The organism is Burkholderia sp. R-40 (genome assembly GCF_049942845.1).
GTDB classification, from domain to species: Bacteria; Pseudomonadota; Gammaproteobacteria; order Burkholderiales; family Burkholderiaceae; genus Burkholderia; species Burkholderia ambifaria.
In genome coordinates this window covers 1,268,081-1,289,036 of the sequence record NZ_CP187967.1, presented here as the reverse complement: position 1 = coordinate 1,289,036, position 20,956 = coordinate 1,268,081, and the positions used below count along the sequence as shown (strand labels likewise).

Genomic DNA, 20,956 nt, shown 5'->3' with positions numbered 1-20,956 from the left:
ACAAGTCCTTACAGCAGCGTGGGGGTACGGCGCGTAGATTGGGGTCATGCGCGACCCGGGGGTCGCGCGACTTCCGCCCACTACCACAAGGACAACGATCATGAACTCGATTCGGCGTTTTGGGGTATACGCGCTCCTCGTCGCGACTGTGGCCAGCCTGTCGGCCTGCGATTCGATGTCACGGCGCCAGCGCGATACGGCAATCGGTGCGGGTGTCGGCGGCGTAGCCGGCGCGGCGATCGGCGGCAACGCACTGTCGACGCTCGGCGGCGCGGCAGCCGGCGGCCTGATCGGCAACCAGATCGGCAAGTAAGCCGGTCCGGCGCGTGCCGTGCGACGCGCGGCACGTTTCAGTTTTGACCCGACGGCGTTTCCGCACTGCGGAAGCGCCGTTTTCGCATCCGGCGCAGCCGACGCGCGGAAATGATCCGTTACCGTTTTGCGCACCGCGTCATCGTCGTGCGGCCTAAGCTTTAAGCATCCGCCGATTGCCGGCTACGCCGGAGAAACATCATGAAAAGGACCCTCGTCGCCGCGGCGCTCGCGTGCGCGACACTCGCCGGTTGTTACTACCCTTACGGCTACTATCCGTCCGGCTATTACGCAGCGGCGCCGGTACAGACCGCGCCGGTGTATGTCGAGCCCGGCCCCGCGTACTACTATCCGGCCCCCGCGTATGCGCCGGCATGGGGCGGCTATTGGGGCCCCGCGCTGTCGCTGAACTTCGGTTTCGGCGGACGCGGCGGCCATCGCCATCACTGAGCCACCGAGCCGGCCATCCGGCCGGTTCGCGGCGGCAGCGAGCGGATTTCCCGTTTCTTGTCGTTTCATCCGATCGTGAAACGACGGCGTGGTAGCGCGGTGTAAGATTCAGCGCATCCCTTCCCCACGCCCGCCACCCTCGATGTCGCCCAAGAACGCCTTTCTGCTGACCGTACTCGCCGCCCTGTGGGGCGCGTCGTTCCTGTTCATCCGGATCGGCGTCGCCGAATTCGGCGTCGCGCCGCTGATGGCGTTGCGCGTGGGCATCGGCGCGCTGTTCCTGACGGGCCTCGCGCTGACGCGTTTCAAGCCCGCCGACCTCGCCGCGCGGCTGCGCCGGCATGCGTGGCCATTGTTCGTCGTCGGCCTGCTGAACTCGGGCGCGCCGTTCTGCCTGTTCGCCTATGCCGAACTGACGCTGTCGGCCGGCGTGACCTCGGTGATCAACGCAACCACGCCGCTGTGGGGCGCGCTCGTCGCGTACGTATGGCTGAAGGACAAGCTGTCGCTGCCGCGCGCGCTCGGCCTCGTGATCGGCTTTGCCGGCGTGCTCACGCTCGTCTGGGATCAGATCGCGAACGCGCACGGCAGCACCGGCGCCAGCGCGACCGCGCTGGCCGCCGTCGCCGCGCTCGGCGCGACGCTGTTGTACGGCATCGCGGCCAACTATACGAAGCGCAAGCTCAGCGGCGTCGATCCGCTCGTCAACGCGACCGGCAGCATGATCGGCTCGACCGTGCTGCTGCTGCCGTTTGCAATCGCGACCTGGCCCGCGGCGGCGGTCAGTGCACATGCATGGGGCGCCGTGCTCGCGCTCGGCATCGCGTGCACGGGCATCGCGTATTTCATCTTCTTCTACCTGATCGCGCATGTCGGCCCGGCCCGCGCGATTACCGTGACGTTCGTGATCCCGGTGTTCGGGCTGCTGTGGGGCGCATTGTTCCTCAGTGAACACGTATCGGTCGTGATGCTCGAAGGCTGCGCGATCGTGCTCGTCGGCACCGCGCTCGCGACCGGCGTGATCAAGCGGATTCCCGGGGTCCGCCCGCGGGGGGAGGAAGCTGCGTGAGCGGCCTGAGCTGACTGTGCGGCCGGAGCGGACTGCGTGGACTGAGCTGCCTGAGCTGCCTGAGCTGCCTGAGTGGTGTGAACGGTGTGAGCGTGTGAGCGGACTGAGCAGCCTGAGCGGACTGAACGGCGGTGAGCGTGGCGGCCGGCGCCCCACCGGTTCTCTGTTTCGCGTGACGCGCCCGTTGTCAGTTCTCGGTCTTCTTCAAGCACCGCGCGCGCGCCGATACGCGCCGAAGCACGGCGTCTTTCGCCCGACGCCGATGACCTCGCGCGGTGCGTAGCCTTCCGGCCCCACCGTTTTCGGAATCCCGCCGCATTCTTCGCACGCAATGCATGCGGGCCACGTTGCGCTGTCGTCTCGGGCTCGACCGGCGCGCCCTCGCGGGGTGCATGCTCCCGGCCGGACAACCCCGCCCCCGTGCTGTGTAGCGTTTGCGTCTGGAGTAACCCTGATACGCGCACCGCGCCATTCCCGTTACACTCGGGACACTCATCCGCAGAAGGCGGTCACGATGCGCCACGTTCTTTCGCGTCCACCTGCGCGTGCGACGGCTTCGGCGTGGCGGCACGACACGGCCCCCCGGAGCGCGCCAGCGCACCACTGACATGAAGGCCTCCCGCGAGCTCTCGCTCGAATCCCTGCTCGAACGCCTGACGCCGACGCCCAGCGGCTGGATCGCCACGTATCGCGAGACGACGCTGCGCAGCGTGTTCCAACCCGTGCTGTCGATCACGCACAAACGCGTGGTCGGCTACGAAGCGCTGCTGCGCGTCGTGGACGCGAACGGTACGCTGGTGTCGCCGGTCGCACTGTTCGACAAGACGCGCGCGGCCGCCGACGCGTTGCTGCTCGACCGGCTCGCGCGCTGCCTGCATACGGCCAACTTCGTCGCGCAAGGCATCGGCGACGGCTGGCTGTTCCTGAACGTGACGCCGCGCGTGCTCGATTCGGGCCTCGTGCAGCGCGAATTCGTCGAGGCGCTGTGCCGGCATTTCGCACTCCCGCCGAACCGCATCGTGCTGGAAGTCGTCGAGCAGCCGTCGCGCGACGAAGCCGCGCTCGCCCGTACGATCGACATGATCCAGCATCGCGACTTCCTGATCGCGATCGACGATTTCGGCACCGGATTCTCGAATTTCGACCGCGTGTGGCGCGCGCGGCCGGATATCGTCAAGCTCGACCGCTCGCTCGTCGAACGCGCGACCGGCTCGGGCGAGGATCGCCGCATCATGCATCACCTGGTATCGATGCTCCACCAGGCCGGCGCGATGGTGCTCGCCGAGGGTGTCGAAAACGACGACGCACTGCAGGCGCTGATGGACGCCGATATCGATTTCGTCCAGGGCTTCCAGTTCGGCCAGCCCGATGGATCGATCGCACATGCGAGCGCCGCGGCGCCCGCGATGCTCGATGCCGCGTGGCAGCGTTTCATCGCGCAGCGGCATACGCCGGGGAGCGCCGAGCAGCCGGGCTTCGACGCGATCGAGCGGCTCGTGCTCGCCGGCGCAGCCGCGTTTTCCGCGAGCGGCGACCTGAACGACGCCGCCCAGCGCGTCTTCACGGTGCCGGCCGCGCGCCGCGTGTTCGTCACGGACGAGATCGGCGAACAGTTCCTGCCGTCGATCGGCGCGCCCCCCGAGGACGGCCAGGCGGGCGGCACCCGGCTCTCGCCGTTGTTTCCGGAAACACACAGCAACTGGTCGCGACGCCCGTACTTCCAGCGCGCAATCGCTGCGCCGGGACGCGTCGCGCTGATGGGCCCGCACTTCTCGCTGACCGAAGGCCGCGACTGCTACACCGCGGCGGTCGCGATTCGCGCGCAAAGCCGCCTCGTCGTGTTCTGCGTCGACTTCGTGCTGGACAGCGCGGGCACCGTGATGCGGTAGCGCGCGCGACGGCCCGAAACCGTCAGCAATGCCGCCCGGCTGAGCCCTTCGTCAGTCCGTCACCTTCCCTCTTCCCGACTTCACCGCGCTGCGACGCGACTTGTGTTCGAGCCGCCGCTCCTTCGACGCGCGCGTCGGGCGTGTCGCGACTCGCGCACGCGGCGTGTACGCGACGCTGGCGATCAACGCATCGAGCCGCGCGAGCGCCGCGTCGCGGTTCTTCTCCTGCGTGCGGTATTCCTGCGACTTGATCACGACGATGCCGTCGCGCGTGATGCGCTGGTCGGACAGCGCGAGGAGCCGCTCCTTGATGACGGGCGGCAGCGACGACGCGCGAATGTCGAAGCGCAGGTGAATCGCGCTCGACACCTTGTTGACGTTCTGTCCGCCGGCGCCCTGCGCGCGCACGGCGGTCCATTCGACTTCGGCCGGATCGAGCGTGTAGCGGATCATCATCGCGACTGCTCCTTGCGACGCCGCGCGAGCGCCTCGTCGACGCGGGCCGCAAGGCCCGAATCGCGTTGCGTGCGCGTCGCGACTGCCTGCGCGAGCACGCGCCGCGGGCCGATCACCTGCACGCGCGTGCGCGCGCGCGTGACGGCCGTATAGACGAGTTCGCGCGTGAGCACGCGCCCGAACGATGCCGGCAGCACGAGCGCGGCCTCGTCGAATTCGGAGCCCTGCGATTTGTGGACCGTTAGCGCGAACGCCGTTTCGTGCGGCGGCAGCGCAGCGGGCGACACGGCGCGCGCGGTGCCGTCCGCGCGCCGGAACCACACGCGCAACACGCCGTGCGCGTCCGGCAACGCAATGCCGATGTCGCCGTTGAACAGTCCGAGCGCATAGTCGTTACGCGTGACCATGATCGGCCGCCCGGTGAACCAGTGTGCGCCGACCGCGAGCGGCACGCGCGCGGCATGCCGCACGTGCGTGGCCACCAGCGCATTGACGTGCTCGGCGCCGCGCGACCCCGTGCGCGTCGCGCAGAGGATCCGGAAGCGATTGAGCGCATCGAACAACGGCAACGGATCGGGCACCGGCTCGGACAACGCGGTACGCAATGCGTCGAGGTACGCGCCGAACCGGCGCGCGAGCCGCTCGACCGTCGACGCCGCAAGCGTATCGCCCGCATCGTCATGAAACGATGCGGCAGCGGCATCGTCGGTCGGCAACGCATCGAGCGCGGCCTGCACGTCGCCGCGGCGAATCGCCAGCGACAGGCGGCCGATCGGCGAATCGAGACCGAAACGGTAATTGCGTTCGAGCCACACGACGCAGTCTGCAAGCGGTGCGGGCGCGGGCGACGCTGCGGCGTGGTCGTCGGCTTGCGTTGCGACGGTCGATGCGAGCAACGAATCGGCTGCATTCGCCGCATCGGCCGGATCGAATGGCGCGAGCTCGACCGCGTCGAGCCACGCTAGGTCGTCGGCTTCGATCCATGCAGGATCGGCGGAAGCGCTGCTGATGTCGGTCAGCCCGGGCGCCGCAGGTGGCAACGACACGGCCGACGGCGCGACATCGGTAGCGGACATCGCTTCGTCCTGCAGATCGTCGTCGAACAGCGACGCCTGGCGCGTATCCACGTTCCGTCGCGCCGGCGGCTTGCGCGCGGCGCTCGTCGACACCGGCGCGGATGCCGGAGCTGGCGCTGAGGCCGGAGCTAGAGCGGGCGCCACAACCGCCGCCGCCTCGCCGTCCGGCACCGGCAACGCCGCGACGAAAGCCGCCTCGTCGATCCCGAGTGCACCCGCGATGCGCGTGCATGCCGCGGCGGTAAACGTCGGCCGTGCGCTGAGCTCGGCGAACACGGCGCCGGCCTCGACCGCGGCGAGCTGATCCTTGTCGCCCAGCAGCACGAGCCGTGCGCCGGGCGCGAGCGCATCGAGCAGATGCGCGGCGAGCGCGACGTCGATCATCGACGCCTCGTCGACGACGATCAGGTCATACGGCAACGGATTGTCGCGGTGATGGCGGAAGCCCGCCGCTCCGCCGCCGCCCAGCAGGCGATGCAGCGTGTACGACGTGTCGGGCAGGCGCGCGGCAAGTTCCGGCGGCAGGTCGCCCGCCCGCGCGTGCAGCGCCTCCTGCATCCGCTGCGCGGCCTTGCCGGTCGGCGCCGCCAGCGCGATGCGCAGCCCCGGATGCGCGTCGAGCAGACAAGCCAGCACGCCGACGACGGTCGTCGTCTTGCCGGTGCCGGGGCCGCCGCTGACGATCGTCACGCGCCCTGTCAGCGCAACGATCGCCGCGACGCGCTGCCAGTCCACCTCGCCGGTCGCAGGCCCGAAGTAACGCGCAAGACTGTCGCGCAAGCGCTCAGGCGACAGCGCGTCGCCCGGTGCGGCGACGCCGGCCTGCGCGACGAGCGCATCGGCGAGCCGCCGTTCGTAGTCGAAGTAGCGCGACAGATACAGATGGTCGAGCCGGTCGACGATCAGCGGCCGCTCGTCGCCGCGCGCGAGCGTACCGAACGCCACCACGCCGCTCGCGGCAAGCGCCGCGCGCACGTCGTCCACCGGCTCCTCGTAGCGCTGCGCGAGCGCGCCGAGCGACACGCACACGTGTCCGCCCGCGGTCGCCCGGCTCGTCGCGAACGCGGCACGCGCCGCCCAGCGGGCGGCCACGGCCGGCGCACCCGCGCGGCGCGACAGGTCACCCATGCGGCGCGCGAATCCTTCCGCGAGCGCGATGCCGAAATCCGCGGGCTCGGGCAGGCGCGCGACGAGGCCGCCGGTGAATTCGAGCGTATCGTCGGACACGTTCATGCGCGGCCCCCTTCCATCATCCGGTCGAGTGCGTCGACGAGTTCGCGCGCGGGCCGCCGCGCATGCACACCGGCCGGTTCGCCGCCGCTGCGCCAGTCGGGCCGCACGCCACGCACGAACAGATACAGGTAGCCCGCCATATGCGTGTCGTAGTCGTAGTCGGGCAGCCGCCCGCGCAGATAGCGATGCAGCGCGACCGTATAGAGCAGCGCCTGCAGGTGATATGCGTGATCGGCCATCGCGACGTCGAGCGCGCGCGGGCCGTAGGCATCCGGCGTATTGCCGAGATGGTTCGACTTCCAGTCGACGATCCAGAAGCGGCCGTCGTGTTCGACGATCATGTCGATGAAACCCTTGATGAAACCGGCGAGCATGCCCGAGTCGAGCGCAACGTCCGGATAGCCGTGCGCCACCAGCAGCCGGCGCAGCGCGCCCAGCTCGAGCGACGGCGCCGGGAACAGGAAACCCATTTCGTCGAGCCGCCTGGCGGGGTCGAGATCCGCAAGCCGCATGCCCGGCACGAGCTCCGTACGCACGACATCGTCGACGAGCCGCGCCATCATCGCCGGCAGACGCGTCGCGAGTTCGGGTTCGGCCTCGACCGGCCGGTCGTGCAGCGCGCCGAGCGCTGCCTGGTGCCATGAATCGGGCTCCGTGAAGCGGCTGAGTTCGAACAGGCGGTGCAGGCACTCGCCCGCTGCCGCACCGCGCGGAAACACGAGGATGTCGTCGTCCGACGGCTCGGCTGCAACTGTGTCGGCCGCGACGAACGCACCGTCCGGCGCCACGGCGGCTAGCGCATCGTGATCGGGCCGAAGCTCGTCGTCCGGCACGACCGCGACGCCCGCCTCCTCGCGCGCCATCGACGCCGTCAGCGAACTGAAGCTCGCCATCCGCCACGCGTCGCGTAGCACGCGGGTCGCATGGCGTGCCGCGAGCGTCTGCGTTGCATCGTGGCCGGCCGCGAGCCGTTCGCACCGAGCCGGCACCGGCAACGGCGCAACGCTCACGGGGCCGTCGGCCAGCGCTTGCCACGCCGCGTCGAGCACCGCTTCGTCGGGCGGCTCGTCGAGCCACGCGTCGAACGACTGGCCGGCGCCGGCCACGAGCCAGTTCAGCACGCTGCGCCGTGCCTCACGGGTCGAGCGCGACGACAGATAAGGCCCGGCGACGAGATAGCACCGATACACCGCGCGCGTGAGCGCCACGTAGACGAGCCGCGCGCGTTCCGCCGCCTGTTCGCGCAGCGCCTGGCGCGCGGCATGCTCGGCGGCTTCGTCGTCGCACCCGTAATGCAGCACGGCGTCGCCCGCGTCGTCGTGATACTCGCGCGCGTCCGGCAACCCCGACGCGGGCGGCTCGCGCAGCCCGCCGTCGTTCAGGAACGGACAGAACACGACCGCGTATTCGAGGCCCTTCGACTTGTGCACGGTCACGATCTGCACGAGATTGCGATCGGATTCCAGGCGCAGCTGGGCTTCCTCGCCGCCACCGTCGAGCCGTTGCGCGGCGAGCCAGCGCAGCGTCGGCGCGATGCCGGGCTGCGCGGACGCGCGCGCCTGCGTCAGTTCGGCCAGATGGTTGATGTCGGTCACGCGGCGCTCGCCATCCGCGCCGGCCATCAGCCGCTCGGCGATGCGCAGCTCGCGCGTGAACGTGCGCCACATCACCGCGAAGCCGCGTTCACGCCACAGCAGCCGATAGCGCGAGAAGCGCTCGACCCAGCTCATCGCGTCCGCGCCGTCAGCCGCTTCGCGCGACGCGTCGCCGTCGCCCTGCTCCATCCGCCACAGCGCACCGGCATCGAGGCCGAACCAGTCGGCGGCCAGCGCCGAACGCAAGCGCCGCAAATCGCCCGGCGCGTCGATCGCCGCCAGCACGCGCTCGAGCTGCTCCGCATCGCCGGTCGAAAACACCGACGCCTGCGCAAGCTCGACGCTGCCGATACCCCACGTGGCGAGCACGCGCTTCACGAGACTGCCCTGCCGGTGCGTCTGCACCAGCACCGCGATGTCGCCCGGCGACAGCGGCGTATCGCCAAGCCGCGCATGCCCTTCGCGCGCGCCGCGCATCAGCCGGGCAATCTCGGCCGCGCACGCCTGGGCGGCCTGCGCCTGCGCATCGCGCTTGAGCAGCGTGCCGTCGCCGCCCGGCAGCGCCCAGATCCGGAAATCGCCGGACGGGCCCGGATCGGTTGCGTCGACGAACGGTGCGCGCACGCGCGTGCCGGCGCGCACCGCGTAATAGTCGAGCCCGTCGAGCACGAACGCGCGCGGGTTCGACATGAAGAAGCGGTTGCACGCGTCGACGATCTCCGGCGTCGAGCGCTGGTTGACCGCGAGCGTATAGCACGCGCTCGCGCTTGCCCGTGCGGCGAGATAGGTATGCAGATCCGCCGCGCGGAAGCTGTAGATCGCCTGCTTCGGGTCCCCGACGAGAAAGAGCGGCCCGCCCGGCGCGAAGATCCGGTTGAAGATCGCGAACTGCAGCGGGTCGGTATCCTGGAATTCGTCGATCAGCGCGGCCGGATAGCGCGCGCGCAGCGTCTCGGCGAGCCACGGGTGCGCGTGCAGTGCGTGATACAGGTTCGCGAGCAGGTCGTCGAACGACACGACGCGACGCGTACGCTTGCGTTCGGCCAGCTCGCCCGGCGCGGTGTCGAGCCAGTCGGCGATCAGCGCGAGCCAGCGGGCGCGCTGCGTGGCCTCGGCCGCGGCCACCGCCGCTTCGAGCGCGTCGGCCACGTCGAAGAACGCGTGCTCGGGGGTCACGCCGCCCTTTTTCGTCGCCTTCGCGAGCGCGGTGCGCGTGAGCTTGAGCGCCGCCTTCGGCAGCGCGGCCGCGGCATCGCCCTGCGCGAAATGCGCGCTCCACGCGGCGAGTGCATCGGCGAGCGCGTCGGGCTTGTGCGAGCGCTGGTTGAGCGCGGGCTGCGCGGCGCGCAGCAACGCATCGATCGCATCGCGCTCGTCGGCCCACAGCCGCGCCGCCTCCGCAAAGCACTCGGCGGCAGCGGCCTCCGCCGATTCGTCCGGTTCGACGACGCCGTCCCAGCGCAGCGCGGCGAGCGGCTTCTTCAACCGGCGCGCAAGCTGGGCGTCGAGCGCGGCCGGGCCCGCGCCGGAATCGACGAGCCACGTCGCGAAGCCGGGCCAGCGCGCGGCTATCGGTTCGACGCGCGTGCGCCAGAAGTCCGCCGCGAGTTCGAAGCGCAGCGCTGCATCGTCGGCCTGCATGTCGAACGCGAACGGCATCGCGGCGGCGAACGGCGCTTCCTGCAGCGCACGCTGGCAGAACGCGTGGATCGTGTGGATCGCCGCCTGGTCGAACGCACGCAACGCGCGCCGGATCCGCTTCGCGGCGGTCTCGGGGTCGAGCGTGCCGGCGTCACCGAGTGTCGTCTCGAGCAGGCGCTCGACGAACGGATCGCCGCCGTCGTCACCGGTATCGAGTGCATGCGCGAGCTGCGCGAGCCGCCCGCGGATCCGCTCGTGCAGTTCGGCGGTCGCGGCCTTCGTGAAGGTCACGACGAGGATTTCGTCCGCGCCGAGATCCTTCTCGAGCAGCAGCCGCACGTACAGTGCGCAGATGTTCCACGTCTTGCCGGTACCGGCCGACGCCTCGATCTGGTTGACGCCGTCGAGCGGGCACGCGAACACGTCGAGTTCGAGCGCCGCCTGCGGCTGCGATGCGGCGCTCATGCGATCTCCTTCAGATGTTCCAGCATCGGCTCGAACACGATCCGCGCAAGTGTGCCGAACGGCTCGTCGAGCGACGGATGGGCGCCACGCCACGCGATCGCGATGGCCGGATCGTCGGCTTCGCTCACCACGCGCTCGTTGATCCAGACGCTCGCGGCCTTCGCCTCGCCGTCGGAAACGCGTGCCCATGCGCTGCGCGGGAAAAATCGCAGCGGCATGCGCCGCCCCGCGCGAAACAGCGCGGCGAGCGGCGCGAGACGCTCGAGCGGTGCAGCGACCGGCGTGAGTTCGAACGCGCCGCCGCTGCCGAACCACAGTGTGCGGCGCGGGCCGTCGGGCTCCACCGCGCAATAGACGAGGTGCGCAAGCCACGCGGACAGGTAGTCACGCGCGCTCGGCCGCGCATAGCGATAGATGATCTGGCCCGCCGGCGTCAGCCGGTTCAGCGTGCCGTGCAATTCGAGCGGCGCACTCACCGCGTCGCCCGACAGCATCGCGTCATCGGCGCCGAACAGTGCCTGATCGGTGCCGGGCCATGCGGGCGCGATCGCGAGCGTGAACGGCCGCCGCTCCATGCCGTCGGCCAGCGCACGGCGCACGTTCGACGCAAGCTGCATCATCGAGCCGAGCGCCTGGTCCCGCCAGACGGCACCCGTCGCGCCGCCGGGCAGTTCGGGGCTCGCGTCCGCGATGCGCAGCGCATGATCGTGCACGCCGCCTTCATCCGATTCGATCAGGAGCGGCAGCACGCGCTCGGCGAGCGCGTCACTGCCGGCGAAGTCGAGTGCGAACGGCTCCGTGTCGAGCAGTTCGGCCTGCGCGTCGGACAACACGATGCCGAGCCGCGCACGCAGCAGCGCGCGCGCCGGATGCCGCCAGAAACGTTCGAATTCGCTGAATGCAACGGGCTCGACCGGCTCGGCCGGCAACGGCTGCGCGAAGAACGGCTGCTCGCGCGTCGCGTCGCGCGCGGCTTCGGCCGCCAGCAGCGACGCGAGCGTCGCGCGCTCGGCGTCGTACGACGCCAGTTCGCTGCCGGGCCGGAAATACTCGGCCGCGAACGGTTGCAGCGGATGCTCGACGATGAACGCGCGCCGCGCGGCATCGACGGCGCCCGGTGCGGTGTCCGCGCCGGCCGTGACGAGCGCGAGATGGTCGAGCAGTTCGTCGACGAGCGCCGCGGGCGGCAACGGCGCGTTGTCGCGAATGCTTCGCCCCGTATAGGCGATCAGCAGCCGGTCGCGCGCCGCGAGCAGCAGATCGAGAAACAGGTTGCGCTCGTCGTCGCGGCGCTGGCGGTCGCCGAGCTTCGGCAGGACGGCCATCAGGTCGAACTCGTCCGCGCGCGCGAGGCTCGGCAGCACGCCGTCGTCCATGCCGAGCAGGCACACGACGCGGTACGGCAAGCCGCGCAAGCTCGTCAGCGACGAGAACGTGACGCCGCCCCACGGCACGCCGCCGCGCGCCGGATCGTCGAGCGCGGCCGTCAGCCCCGCGCGCACGACGGCCGCGGGCAACGCCTCGTCGGGCGCGCCTTCCGTCATCGCGGCGAGCATCGCGTCGAGCGCGTCGCGCACGCCCGCGAGCGCATCGGCATACGCGGCGCCGGAATCGAAGAAGCGCGCGAGGGTGTCGGCGAACAGTTCGCTCCATGCGCGCGGCGTATGCGCGCTGGCCAGCCGCCGCGCGAAGCCGTCGAGATCGTCGGTAAAGCGCGCGAGCCGGCCGAGCAGTTCGGCCTCGCTGCCGGTGGCCGCCTCGATCGGCAGCCACGCACCGACGGGTGCCGCGCCTTCGGGCATCGCATAGCCGAGGAAGAGCCGCGCGAGCGCATCGGAGAATGTATGGCGCGGCGCCGGCACCGCCGCATCGTCGCTCGCCGTCGGCGACAGCCCGCGCCGCGCGCCGGCGGCCGCGAGCCAGGTCTGCACCGTCTCGAGCGCGGCGGCGTCGATGCCGTAACGGGCCGCGACCGCGTCGACGCGCAGCCATTCGACCAGCTCCGGCGCGCCGACCTGCCGCTCCGGCAACGCGAGCCATTCGAGCAGCACGCGCGCGACCGGGTTCGCCTGCGACGGCGGCAGGCCGGTGATCCGGTAAGGCACGCGCGCGCCGCCGGCGCCCGCCGTGCCGAACACCGCATCGATCAGCGGCCCGGCCGCCGCGAGATCGGCGACCGCCACCAGCACATCGGACGGCTGCAGCGTCGCGTCGGCGTCGAACCACGCGAGCAGGCGGTCATGCAACACCTCGAGCTGACGCGCGAGACTGTGGCACACGTGCACCTCGATCCCGCGCTCGGCTGGCGGGTCGCCGAGTTCGGCTTCCGGCTGCAGGTCGAGGATCGCGTTCTGCACGCGCGCGAGCCAGGTCGGCGCGGGATTGCCGACGAAGCGCGACGCGTCGCCCAACGCGGCGCTCTCGGTCAGTTCGTGCAGCATGTGCAGTTGCGCCTGCGTCTGCCGGCCCCACTCCGCGAGCAACGGATGGCCGACTTGCTGGTAGTCGAGCCGGCCGGCCGCATCGAGCGCCTCGGCATGCGCGGCGGTGACGATGTCGAACCAGAATTCGCGGCACGGGTTGAGCGCATAGACGCGCACGTCGATCCAGCGCGACAGCTCGCGCAGCAGCGCGACGTGCAGCGGCGGCATCGTCGGCAGCGCGAAGACGCTGACCGATTCCGGCCAGTCGGCGCGCGCGACGGTTTCGGAATCGAGGTTGCGTGCCTCCACGAGGAACCGATGCGCGGGCGGCGTGCCGCTGTCGCTCAGCTCGGCGAGCAGCGCGCGCCACAGCGCGGCCTGCCAGTGCTCGTCGTCGCGTGCGGCATCGCTGATCCCGCGCGGCGCGGCGTCGCCCGCGAGCACCGACTCGCCGGCCTGCCACGCGGCCAGCCATTCGGGCCGATAGGTCAGGTAATGATCGAGCACGGCCGCGACGCGCTGCGCCAGCTCGTAGCGCATCGCGTCGTCGGACGCGGACAGATACGCGGCCAGCCGCGGCGACGCGAGCCACGGCGCATCGCCCGCGGCCTGCGCGAACAACCGGTAGCAGCGCCACACGAGGCGGTCGGGTGCGAACGGCGAACGCGCGGGCACCGTCAGCACGCGGCCGATCTGCGCCCACAGCCACTGCGCGAGATACGTGAACTCGACGTTCGCGCACACGCCGTGGCGCGCGGCGATGTCGAGCTCGAGCCGGCGGCGCAGCGCCGCGCTCGGCACGATGACCTGCTGCGGCGCCCACGGGCCGTTGCGGGCCGGGAACGCGGCGAGGTCGTCGAGCAGTGCGTCGGCGAGCGTTTCGTGACGGTTCGAATAGAAGAGATGGAGCATCAAGCGGGTGTCGAAGCGTCGCGCCGGCCGGGCCGGGCGTACAGGAGCACCAAGGATAGCAAAAGGACCGGCACCACGAAGCTCGGCCGAACGGCCAGGTTTTGCGGACCGCGAAATACGATAGACTCGTCGCCAGTCAATACGCCGCCCCGGCGTCTTCGTCTGTCATTCAGCCCATCGATGCGCTATTCGGTCGAAATCAGAAAGTTTCTCTACAGCCAGTACTTTTTCGGCGGCCTGCGGATCGCGGTCGGCGTGTCGCTGCCGGCCGTGCTGTGCCTGATCGTGTTTCACAACCGGGAGCTTGGCTTCACGATCTCGACCGGCGCGCTCGGCGCGTGCGTCGTCGACATGCCGGGCCCGCTGAAGTACAAGCACAACGAAATGCTCGCGTGCAGCGTGATCGGCTTCCTGGCCGCGCTCGCGACCGGCCTCGCCACGCCGAACATCTTCGGGCTGTGGCTGACGATCGTGCCGCTCACGTTCGTGCTGTCGCTGATCGTCGTCTACGGCAACCGCTGGCCGCAGATCAGCTTCGCGACGCTGTTCATGATGGTGATGACGCTCGAGGAGAAGTTCACGCCGCTGGAGGCGTTCGTCAACGCGGGCTGGATTCTCGCGGGCGGCCTCTGGTACACGTACTGGGCGACGCTCGTGTCGCAATGGCAGGCGCGCCGGATCGAACAGCAGGCGCTGGCCGAAAGCCTGTTCGCCTGCGCGGACTACCTGCTCGCGCGCGCGCAGTTCTACGATCTCGACGCCGATCTCGACGAGTGCTACCGCAACCTCGTCGCGAAGCAGATCACCGCGGTCGAAACGCAGGAAACCGCGCGCGACATCGTGCTGCGCAATCTGCCGAAGCTGCGTCGCGGCAAGCTCGATCCCGGCCGCGCGACGATGTACAACCTGTTCATCAACAGCGTCGACCTGCACGAGCTGTTCGTGGGCGCGCACACCGACTATCCGCTCGTGCGCAACACGTTCGGCGGCTCGGATCTGATCATTTTCTATCGCGACCTGATCCGCAAGGCCGCCGCCGATCTCGAGCAGATCGGCCTCGCGGTGCTCGAAAACCGCGCCCCGCATTCGCGAATCAGCGTGAAGGCGGAACTGCGCGCGATCGAGTACGAGATCGAGCTGATGCGCAAGAAGAACTTCCCGGCCAGCAATGCGGAAGCGTACGCGGCCGTGCTCGCGACGTTCCGGCGCATCTGGAGCGCGACGCGCCTGATCGACCGGATGCGCCGCAACCTGTCGGGCCATGCCGACCCGCAGCAGATGGAACTGAAGATCGACAAGGCGCTCACGCGCTTCCTGCAGCGGCGCCGGATGTCGCCGCTGCTGATCTTCTCGAACCTGAACATGCGCTCGCCGAGCTTTCGCCACGCGCTGCGCGTGACGATCGCGGTGGCGGTCGGCTTCTGGCTCGGCCGGCTGCTGCCGCTCACGAACGCATACTGGATCGTGATGACGACCATCATCATCCTGAAGCCCGGCTACTCGCTCACCAAGCAGCGCAATGCGCAGCGTATCGTCGGCACGCTGATCGGCTGCGCGGCGAGCATCGCGCTGATCTACACGGTGAAGGAGCCGCACCTGCTGATCGCGATCATGTTCGGCTCGATGGTGATGAGCTACAGCCTGCTGCTGTTCAACTACGCGGCGAGCGTCGTGTTCACGTCGTCGTACGTGCTGCTGATGTTCCACCTGCTCGCGCCGGGCAGCATGCGGATCATCGGCGAGCGCGCGATCGACACCGTGGTCGGCTGCATGATCGCGATCGCCGCGAGCCGCCTGTTCCCGTACTGGGAATACCGGCTGATGGGCAAGCTCGTCACCGACATGCTGACGTCGACCCGCAAGTATTTCGAGGCCGTGTGGCGTGCCGGACGCGGCGCATCGCCGCCGCCCGTGCCGACCGCCGACGGCGCGGCGGTCGTGCCGGTCGTCGCCGCGGCGATCGAAGCGCCCACCACCGCCCTCGACGACGACTACCGCTACCGCCTCGCGCGCAAGGACGTGCACATCGCGTTCGCGAACCTCGGCCAGGCGTTCCAGCGGATGATGATCGAGCCGAAGGCGCACCAGCGCTTCGTGCCGGAGCTGAACGACCTGCTCGTGCAGACGCACGTGCTCGGCGCGCAGATCACCGCCGCCGCGCCGCTGATCCGCAGCGCGTGCGCGGCCGACGAGACCCTCGTCCACGACGACGCGCTGCACCGCGGCCTGTCCGCCGTGCTGGAGAACCTCGAGAAGGCGGAAGCCGGCGAGCCGCCGCCGGCCGACCAGCTCGACGCGACGAAGCAGATCACGCGCGAGCTCGACGCAATGGTCGTGTCCGCGGAAAAATCCGACGCGGTGGGTGCCGAGCTCACGCACGATCTGAAGGTGCTCGCGCACCAGTGCAAGCAGATGCTCGCGTCGTCATTGCTGATCCGCAAGGACGCGAGCGTGATCCGCCTGCCCGCATGACCGCATGACGCCGTTCCCGCCGCCGGCCGGCCGCGCATGCAAGCGGGCCGGCCGGCGGCGCTCCACCGCTTCCCCGCTCCCGCAATACCGTTCCGCAGCATGACCCGCCCGCCCCACCCGGCCCGTGCGCGCGCCGCGCGTTTGTCCCACCCGCGATTCAACCGGTTGCGCCAGTCAGGGAATACCCGATTCCGGTCACATGGCCGGGCTTGTTATCATTCGTTCACATTCAAGTTGTATAGACAACTTGAGCCGACCGGGCCGGCCCTGCTCGCCCGGTCCGTCGCATAACGATATCGGAGACTCGATGAAGAACCTGCAGCGCCACCTGAGCGCACGGCACATCCGCTTTCTCGCGCTGGGCTCGGCGATCGGCACCGGGCTGTTCTACGGCTCGGCGTCCGCGATCCAGCTCGCGGGCCCGGCGGTGATCCTGGCCTACATCCTGGGCGGCGCGGCCGTCTACATGGTGATGCGCGCGCTCGGCGAGATGGCCGTGCGCGAACCCGTCGCCGGCTCGTTCGGCCACTACGCGACCGAAAACCTCGGCCCGTTCGCCGGCTTCGTCACCGGCTGGACCTACACGCTCGAAATGGTGATCGTCGCGATCGCCGACATCACCGCGTTCGGGATCTACATGAGCTTCTGGTTTCCGGACGTGCCGCAATGGATCTGGGTGCTCGGCGTCGTCGCGGTCATCTGCGGGCTGAACCTGTGCCACGTGAAGGTGTTCGGCGAGCTCGAATTCTGGCTGTCGATCATCAAGGTCGGCGCGATCGTCGCGATGATCGGCGGCGGCGTCGCGATCCTGCTGACCGGCATGCACTTCGGCCATTCGGCCGACGTGCCGACATTCGCGAACCTGTGGAACCATCGAGGCTTCTTCCCGAACGGGATCGGCGGGCTGATCGCGTCGCTGTCGGTCGTGATCTTCGCGTACGGCGGCATCGAGGTGATCGGGATGAGCGCCGGCGAGGCGAAGGATCCGGAGCGCGTGATTCCGCGCGCGATCAACGCGGTGCCCGCGCGCATCCTGCTGTTCTACGTGCTGACGATGGTCGTGCTGATGTCGATCAGCCCGTGGACCGGCGTCGGCAGCGACGGCAGCCCGTTCGTGCAGATCTTCTCGGCGCTCGGCGTGAAGTCGGCCGCGACGATCCTCAACCTCGTGGTGATCAGCGCGGCGATCTCGGCGATCAACAGCGACATCTTCGGCGCGGGCCGGATGATGTTCGGGATGGCGCGGCAGGGTCAGGCGCCGCGCGTGCTGATGACGACGTCGCGGCACGGCGTGCCGTGGGTCACGGTGCTCGTGATGGCCGGCGCGCTGCTGGTCGGCGTGGTGCTCAACTACCTGATGCCGAAGGACGTGTTCCTGGTGGTCGCGGCGATCGCGACGTTCGCCACCGTGTGGGTGTGGCTGATGATCCTGCTGTCGCAGGTCGCGATGCGCCGTCGCCTGTCGGGCGCGGAAGTCGCCGCGCTGAAGTTCAAGGTGCCGCTGTGGCCCGTCGCGCCCGCGCTGACGATCGCGTTCATGGGTTTCGTGATCGTGATGCTCGGCTGGTTCGATGACACGCGCGTCGCGCTCTACGTCGGCGCGGGATGGCTCGTGCTGCTCGCGGTCGTGTTCTACGCACGGATCCGCCCGAAGTTCGCGCCTGCGTCACGTTGACGCACGACTGACCTTCCCATGCGGCGCGCCGGGTCCGGCGCCCGCGTCTGTCCCGGCGCGACGCGGCGCATCGCGCGTCGTCCGCCGGTTCCCTGCTCCTCCCGCCGTTCCCACACGTCCCTTGCGCCCCCAGCCAACCGGCCCGCAGCGATCATGCCGGCCGTGCCGGCGTCAGTGCGACGCGGCGCTCGCGGCCTCGGCCGGATGGGCCTCGTCGTACGCGTGCTTCTGCGAGATCGCGTTGTACGCGATCGTCCCGATCACGAGCAGCACGGCCACGACGATCAGGATGCTCACGTTGCGGACAGGGTTCTTCTTGCGCTGATCGTTCATGGTCGGTCCGGCTCCGTCGAATTCGTTGAAGCGGGCATTCTACGCGCTTGCGCCCGCGCCGCGACGCGCCGTTACGCCCCCCTCATCCCGCCTTCCGCCCAGCTTTCCACCACCTTTCATTTGATAATCATTCCCATTTCGATCTAGAATCGAAAGTCTTTCGTTTTGTAATGTTTCGGGTCGCTCGGGCGGCAGGCACGCCCCGGAACGCCTCTTCGTCCGCCTGCCTCACCGGAGTCTCCATGTCGAATCCGCGCACCCGCCTGCTGCCGCTCGCCGGCGCCCTCGCCGTTGCCGCCGCCGCGTTCGCGCCGCTGGCCCACGCCGCCGAGGAAGTGAGCCTGTACACCACCCGCGAACCGAAGCTGATCCAGCCGCTGATCGACGCGTTCACGCAGCAGAGCGGCGTCAAGGTCAACACGGTATTCGTGAAGGACGGCCTGCTCGAGCGCGTGAAGGCGGAAGGCGCGCAGTCGCCCGCCGACGTGCTGATGACGGTCGACATCGGCAACCTGCTCGACCTCGTCGACGGCGGCCTCGCGCAGCCGGTGCGCTCTAAGGTGCTCGACGACGCGATTCCCGCGAACCTGCGCGGCGCGCAGGGCGACTGGTACGCGCTGTCGCTGCGCGATCGCGTGCTGTATGTGGAGAAGGACCTGAAGGTCGACGCGTTCCGCTACGAGGATCTCGCCGATCCGAAATGGAAGGGCAAGGTCTGCATCCGCTCGGGGCAGCATCCGTACAACACGGCGCTCGTCGCGGCGATGATCGCGCACGACGGCGAAGCCGCGACCGAAAAGTGGCTGCGCGGCGTGAAGGCGAACCTCGCGCGCAAGGCGACGGGCGGCGACCGCGACGTCGCGCGCGACATTCTCGGCGGGATCTGCGACGTCGGCCTCGCGAACGCGTACTACGTCGGTCACATGAAGAACGCGGAGCCGGGCACCGATGCGCGCAAGTGGGGCGACGCGATCAAGGTCGTGCGGCCGACGTTCGCGAACGCGAAGAGCGGCGGCACGCACGTCAACATCAGCGGCGCGACGGTCGCGAAGCACGCACCGAACAAGGCCAACGCGGTGAAGCTGCTCGAATACCTCGTGTCGCCGCAAGCGCAGGCGCTCTATGCGCAGGCGAACTACGAATACCCGGTGCGCGCGAACGTGAAGCTCGATCCGGTGATCGCGAGCTTCGGCACGCTGAAGGTCGACCCGCTGCCGCTGACCGACATCGCGAAGCATCGCAAGGCGGCCAGCCAGCTCGTCGACAAGGTCGGCTTTGACAACTGACGCATCGTTCGTCCGCGCGCGCCGCCGGTCGTTGCGTTCGCGCGCGGGCAGCCTCTGGCTCGCCGCGGCCGTCGCGATCGCCGCGGCGGTCGCGGCGCCGCTCGCGGTGCTGGTCGCCGCCGCGTTCGGCGCCGATCTCGCGCACTGGAAGCATCTCGGCGCGTTCGTGCTGCCGCAGGCGCTCGCCAATACGCTGCTGCTGCTCGCGGGCGTCGGCGCGATCGTCACGGTGGTCGGTACCGGCTGCGCATGGCTCGTCACCGCGTACGACTTTCCCGGCCGCCGGATACTGACCTGGGCGCTGCTGCTGCCGCTCGCGGTGCCCACCTATATCGTCGCGTTCGCGTATCTCGACCTGCTCCACCCGATCGGCCCCGTGCAGGGCGCGATCCGCTGGCTGCTCGGCTTCGACAGCCCGCGCCAGTTCCGCCTGCCCGACCTGCGCTCGCTGCCCGGTGCGATCTTCGTGCTCGGCTTCGTGCTGTATCCGTACGTGTACCTGAGCACGCGCGCGATGTTCGTCACGCAGTCCGCGAGCCTGCTCGAGGCCGCGCGCACGCTCGGCGCGGGACGTATCGCGACATTCTGGCGCGTCGTCGTGCCGCTCGCGCGGCCCGCGATCGCGGTCGGCGTGAGCCTCGCGCTGCTCGAAACGCTGAACGACATCGGCGCGTCGGAATTCCTCGGCGTGCAGACGCTGACCGTATCGGTCTACACGACGTGGATCACGCGCTCCGATCTCGCCGGCGCCGCGCAGATCGCGCTCGCGATGCTCGCGATCGTCGTCGGCATGATCGTGCTCGAACGCTATGGGCGTCGCCGCCAGCGCTACGCGCACGGCCGGCGCATGCGTCCGCTCGCGCCGCGCAAGCTGACCGGCGCGGCCGCGTGGAGCGCCGCCGTGGCCGGCTGGCTGCCGGTGCTCATCGGCTTCGGCGCGCCGGCCGCGTACCTCGCGGTCGAGACGGGCAAGCGGCTGCATCTCGTCGGCGGCGTGTCGGCGCAATTGCTGACCGGGCTCGCGAACACGCTGACGATCGCCGCCGCCGCGACCGTCACTACCCTTGCCTGCGGGCTCGTCGTCGCCTGGGCGGCACGCGCGCGGCGCGACAGCGCCCATGCGGGCCCGGCCCGCGCGTGTGCACGCATCGCGAGCCTCGGCTACGCGGTGCCGGGCACCGTGCTCGCGATCGGCCTGCTGATCCCGTTCGCCGCGGCCGACCGGCTGCTCGGCGCGGCGCTGGGCCGCGACGGGCTGCTGCTGATGGGTTCGGCCGCCGCGCTCGTGATCGCGTACACCGTGCGCTTTCTCGCGATCTCGACCGGCAGCATCGAAGCGGGCCTCGCGCGCATTCCGCCGTCGCTCGAACAGGCCGCGCGCTCGCTCGGCGAGACGGCCGGCGGCACGCTGCGCCGCGTGCACCTGCCACTGCTGCGCCCCGCGCTCACGACGAGCGCGCTGCTCGTCTTCGTCGACGCGATGAAGGAGCTGCCGGCGACGCTGCTGCTGCGCCCGCTGAATTTCGACACCCTCGCTACCTGGCTGTATGCGGAAGCCGCGCGCGGCACCTATGAGGAAGGCGCGGTCGCCGCGCTCGCGATCGTGCTGGCCGGGCTCGTGCCCGTGATCCTGCTCGCGCGCACCCGTCACAAGATCGGAGCCTGACAT

Annotated in this window: 13 protein-coding genes; 8 read left to right on the top strand and 5 right to left on the bottom strand. The window is 69.9% G+C overall.

The window, feature by feature from the left end; genetic code table 11:
* Positions 1-100 precede the first annotated feature (100 nt).
* The 4 genes from ACP26O_RS06030 to ACP26O_RS06015 all read left to right on the top strand — a co-directional run bounded on the left by ACP26O_RS06030 (position 101) and on the right by ACP26O_RS06015 (position 3,720).
* Positions 101-313, top strand: a complete 213-nt coding sequence (locus ACP26O_RS06030) for a glycine zipper 2TM domain-containing protein (RefSeq protein WP_006754219.1) — start codon at positions 101-103, stop codon at positions 311-313.
* Between the two features lie 200 nt (positions 314-513).
* A complete protein-coding gene (locus tag ACP26O_RS06025; protein ID WP_175663986.1) occupies positions 514-762 on the top strand; it encodes a hypothetical protein in 249 nt (82 codons plus the stop codon).
* Positions 763-904: 142 nt separating this feature from the next.
* Complete coding sequence (locus ACP26O_RS06020; protein WP_011656437.1) at positions 905-1,831, top strand: DMT family transporter; 927 nt, start codon at positions 905-907, stop codon at positions 1,829-1,831.
* Between the two features lie 608 nt (positions 1,832-2,439).
* Complete coding sequence (locus ACP26O_RS06015; protein WP_175655995.1) at positions 2,440-3,720, top strand: EAL domain-containing protein; 1,281 nt, start codon at positions 2,440-2,442, stop codon at positions 3,718-3,720.
* 51 nt (positions 3,721-3,771) lie between these two features.
* Here ACP26O_RS06015 and arfB read toward each other — a convergent pair whose 3' ends face one another.
* The 4 genes from arfB to recC are packed head-to-tail and all read right to left on the bottom strand — an operon-like array spanning position 3,772 to position 13,521.
* Positions 3,772-4,176, bottom strand: a complete 405-nt coding sequence (gene arfB / locus ACP26O_RS06010) for an alternative ribosome rescue aminoacyl-tRNA hydrolase ArfB (protein WP_011656435.1) — start codon at positions 4,174-4,176, stop codon at positions 3,772-3,774.
* Complete coding sequence (locus ACP26O_RS06005; protein WP_175663987.1) at positions 4,173-6,485, bottom strand: AAA family ATPase; 2,313 nt, start codon at positions 6,483-6,485, stop codon at positions 4,173-4,175. Before ACP26O_RS06005 ends, arfB begins: the two co-directional genes overlap by 4 nt.
* On the bottom strand, positions 6,482-10,186 hold the full coding sequence (recB, locus tag ACP26O_RS06000; RefSeq protein ID WP_175663988.1) for an exodeoxyribonuclease V subunit beta: 3,705 nt from the start codon (positions 10,184-10,186) through the stop codon (positions 6,482-6,484). The genes ACP26O_RS06005 and recB overlap by 4 nt, the downstream gene beginning before the upstream one ends.
* Positions 10,183-13,521: an exodeoxyribonuclease V subunit gamma gene (recC, locus tag ACP26O_RS05995; RefSeq protein WP_175664189.1), complete on the bottom strand. Its 3,339-nt coding sequence runs from the start codon at positions 13,519-13,521 to the stop codon at positions 10,183-10,185. Before recC ends, recB begins: the two co-directional genes overlap by 4 nt.
* Positions 13,522-13,701: 180 nt before the next feature.
* Between recC and ACP26O_RS05990 the strand changes: the two genes are divergently transcribed.
* Together ACP26O_RS05990 and ACP26O_RS05985 are read left to right on the top strand one after the other, a co-directional pair.
* Complete coding sequence (locus tag ACP26O_RS05990) at positions 13,702-15,993, top strand: FUSC family protein (RefSeq protein WP_175663989.1); 2,292 nt, start codon at positions 13,702-13,704, stop codon at positions 15,991-15,993.
* Positions 15,994-16,300: 307 nt separating this feature from the next.
* Positions 16,301-17,668 (top strand): amino acid permease, encoded by a 1,368-nt coding sequence (locus ACP26O_RS05985; protein WP_175663990.1) that lies wholly within the window; start codon positions 16,301-16,303, stop codon positions 17,666-17,668.
* 171 nt (positions 17,669-17,839) lie between these two features.
* Here the strand turns inward: ACP26O_RS05985 and ACP26O_RS05980 are convergent, their stop codons facing one another.
* Positions 17,840-18,001, bottom strand: a complete 162-nt coding sequence (locus ACP26O_RS05980; RefSeq protein WP_006754390.1) for a hypothetical protein — start codon at positions 17,999-18,001, stop codon at positions 17,840-17,842.
* A gap of 242 nt (positions 18,002-18,243) precedes the next feature.
* On the opposite strand from ACP26O_RS05980, the gene ACP26O_RS05975 reads away from it, so the two are divergent.
* On the top strand, positions 18,244-19,287 hold the full coding sequence (locus tag ACP26O_RS05975; protein WP_006754391.1) for a Fe(3+) ABC transporter substrate-binding protein: 1,044 nt from the start codon (positions 18,244-18,246) through the stop codon (positions 19,285-19,287).
* Complete coding sequence (locus ACP26O_RS05970) at positions 19,277-20,953, top strand: ABC transporter permease (protein ID WP_175663991.1); 1,677 nt, start codon at positions 19,277-19,279, stop codon at positions 20,951-20,953. Before ACP26O_RS05975 ends, ACP26O_RS05970 begins: the two co-directional genes overlap by 11 nt.
* Positions 20,954-20,956 lie beyond the last annotated feature (3 nt).

Bases quoted from the DNA above. Each gene is read 5' to 3' on its own strand.
- ACP26O_RS06030 (WP_006754219.1), top strand. From the start codon at position 101: ATGAACTCGATTCGGCGTTTTGGGGTATACGCGCTCCTCGTCGCGACT.
- ACP26O_RS06025 (WP_175663986.1), top strand. From the start codon at position 514: ATGAAAAGGACCCTCGTCGCCGCGGCGCTCGCGTGCGCGACACTCGCC.
- ACP26O_RS06020 (WP_011656437.1), top strand. From the start codon at position 905: ATGTCGCCCAAGAACGCCTTTCTGCTGACCGTACTCGCCGCCCTGTGG.
- ACP26O_RS06015 (WP_175655995.1), top strand. From the start codon at position 2,440: ATGAAGGCCTCCCGCGAGCTCTCGCTCGAATCCCTGCTCGAACGCCTG.
- arfB (WP_011656435.1), bottom strand. From the start codon at position 4,176: ATGATGATCCGCTACACGCTCGATCCGGCCGAAGTCGAATGGACCGCC.
- ACP26O_RS06005 (WP_175663987.1), bottom strand. From the start codon at position 6,485: ATGAACGTGTCCGACGATACGCTCGAATTCACCGGCGGCCTCGTCGCG.
- recB (WP_175663988.1), bottom strand. From the start codon at position 10,186: ATGAGCGCCGCATCGCAGCCGCAGGCGGCGCTCGAACTCGACGTGTTC.
- recC (WP_175664189.1), bottom strand. From the start codon at position 13,521: ATGCTCCATCTCTTCTATTCGAACCGTCACGAAACGCTCGCCGACGCA.
- ACP26O_RS05990 (WP_175663989.1), top strand. From the start codon at position 13,702: ATGCGCTATTCGGTCGAAATCAGAAAGTTTCTCTACAGCCAGTACTTT.
- ACP26O_RS05985 (WP_175663990.1), top strand. From the start codon at position 16,301: ATGAAGAACCTGCAGCGCCACCTGAGCGCACGGCACATCCGCTTTCTC.
- ACP26O_RS05980 (WP_006754390.1), bottom strand. From the start codon at position 18,001: ATGAACGATCAGCGCAAGAAGAACCCTGTCCGCAACGTGAGCATCCTG.
- ACP26O_RS05975 (WP_006754391.1), top strand. From the start codon at position 18,244: ATGTCGAATCCGCGCACCCGCCTGCTGCCGCTCGCCGGCGCCCTCGCC.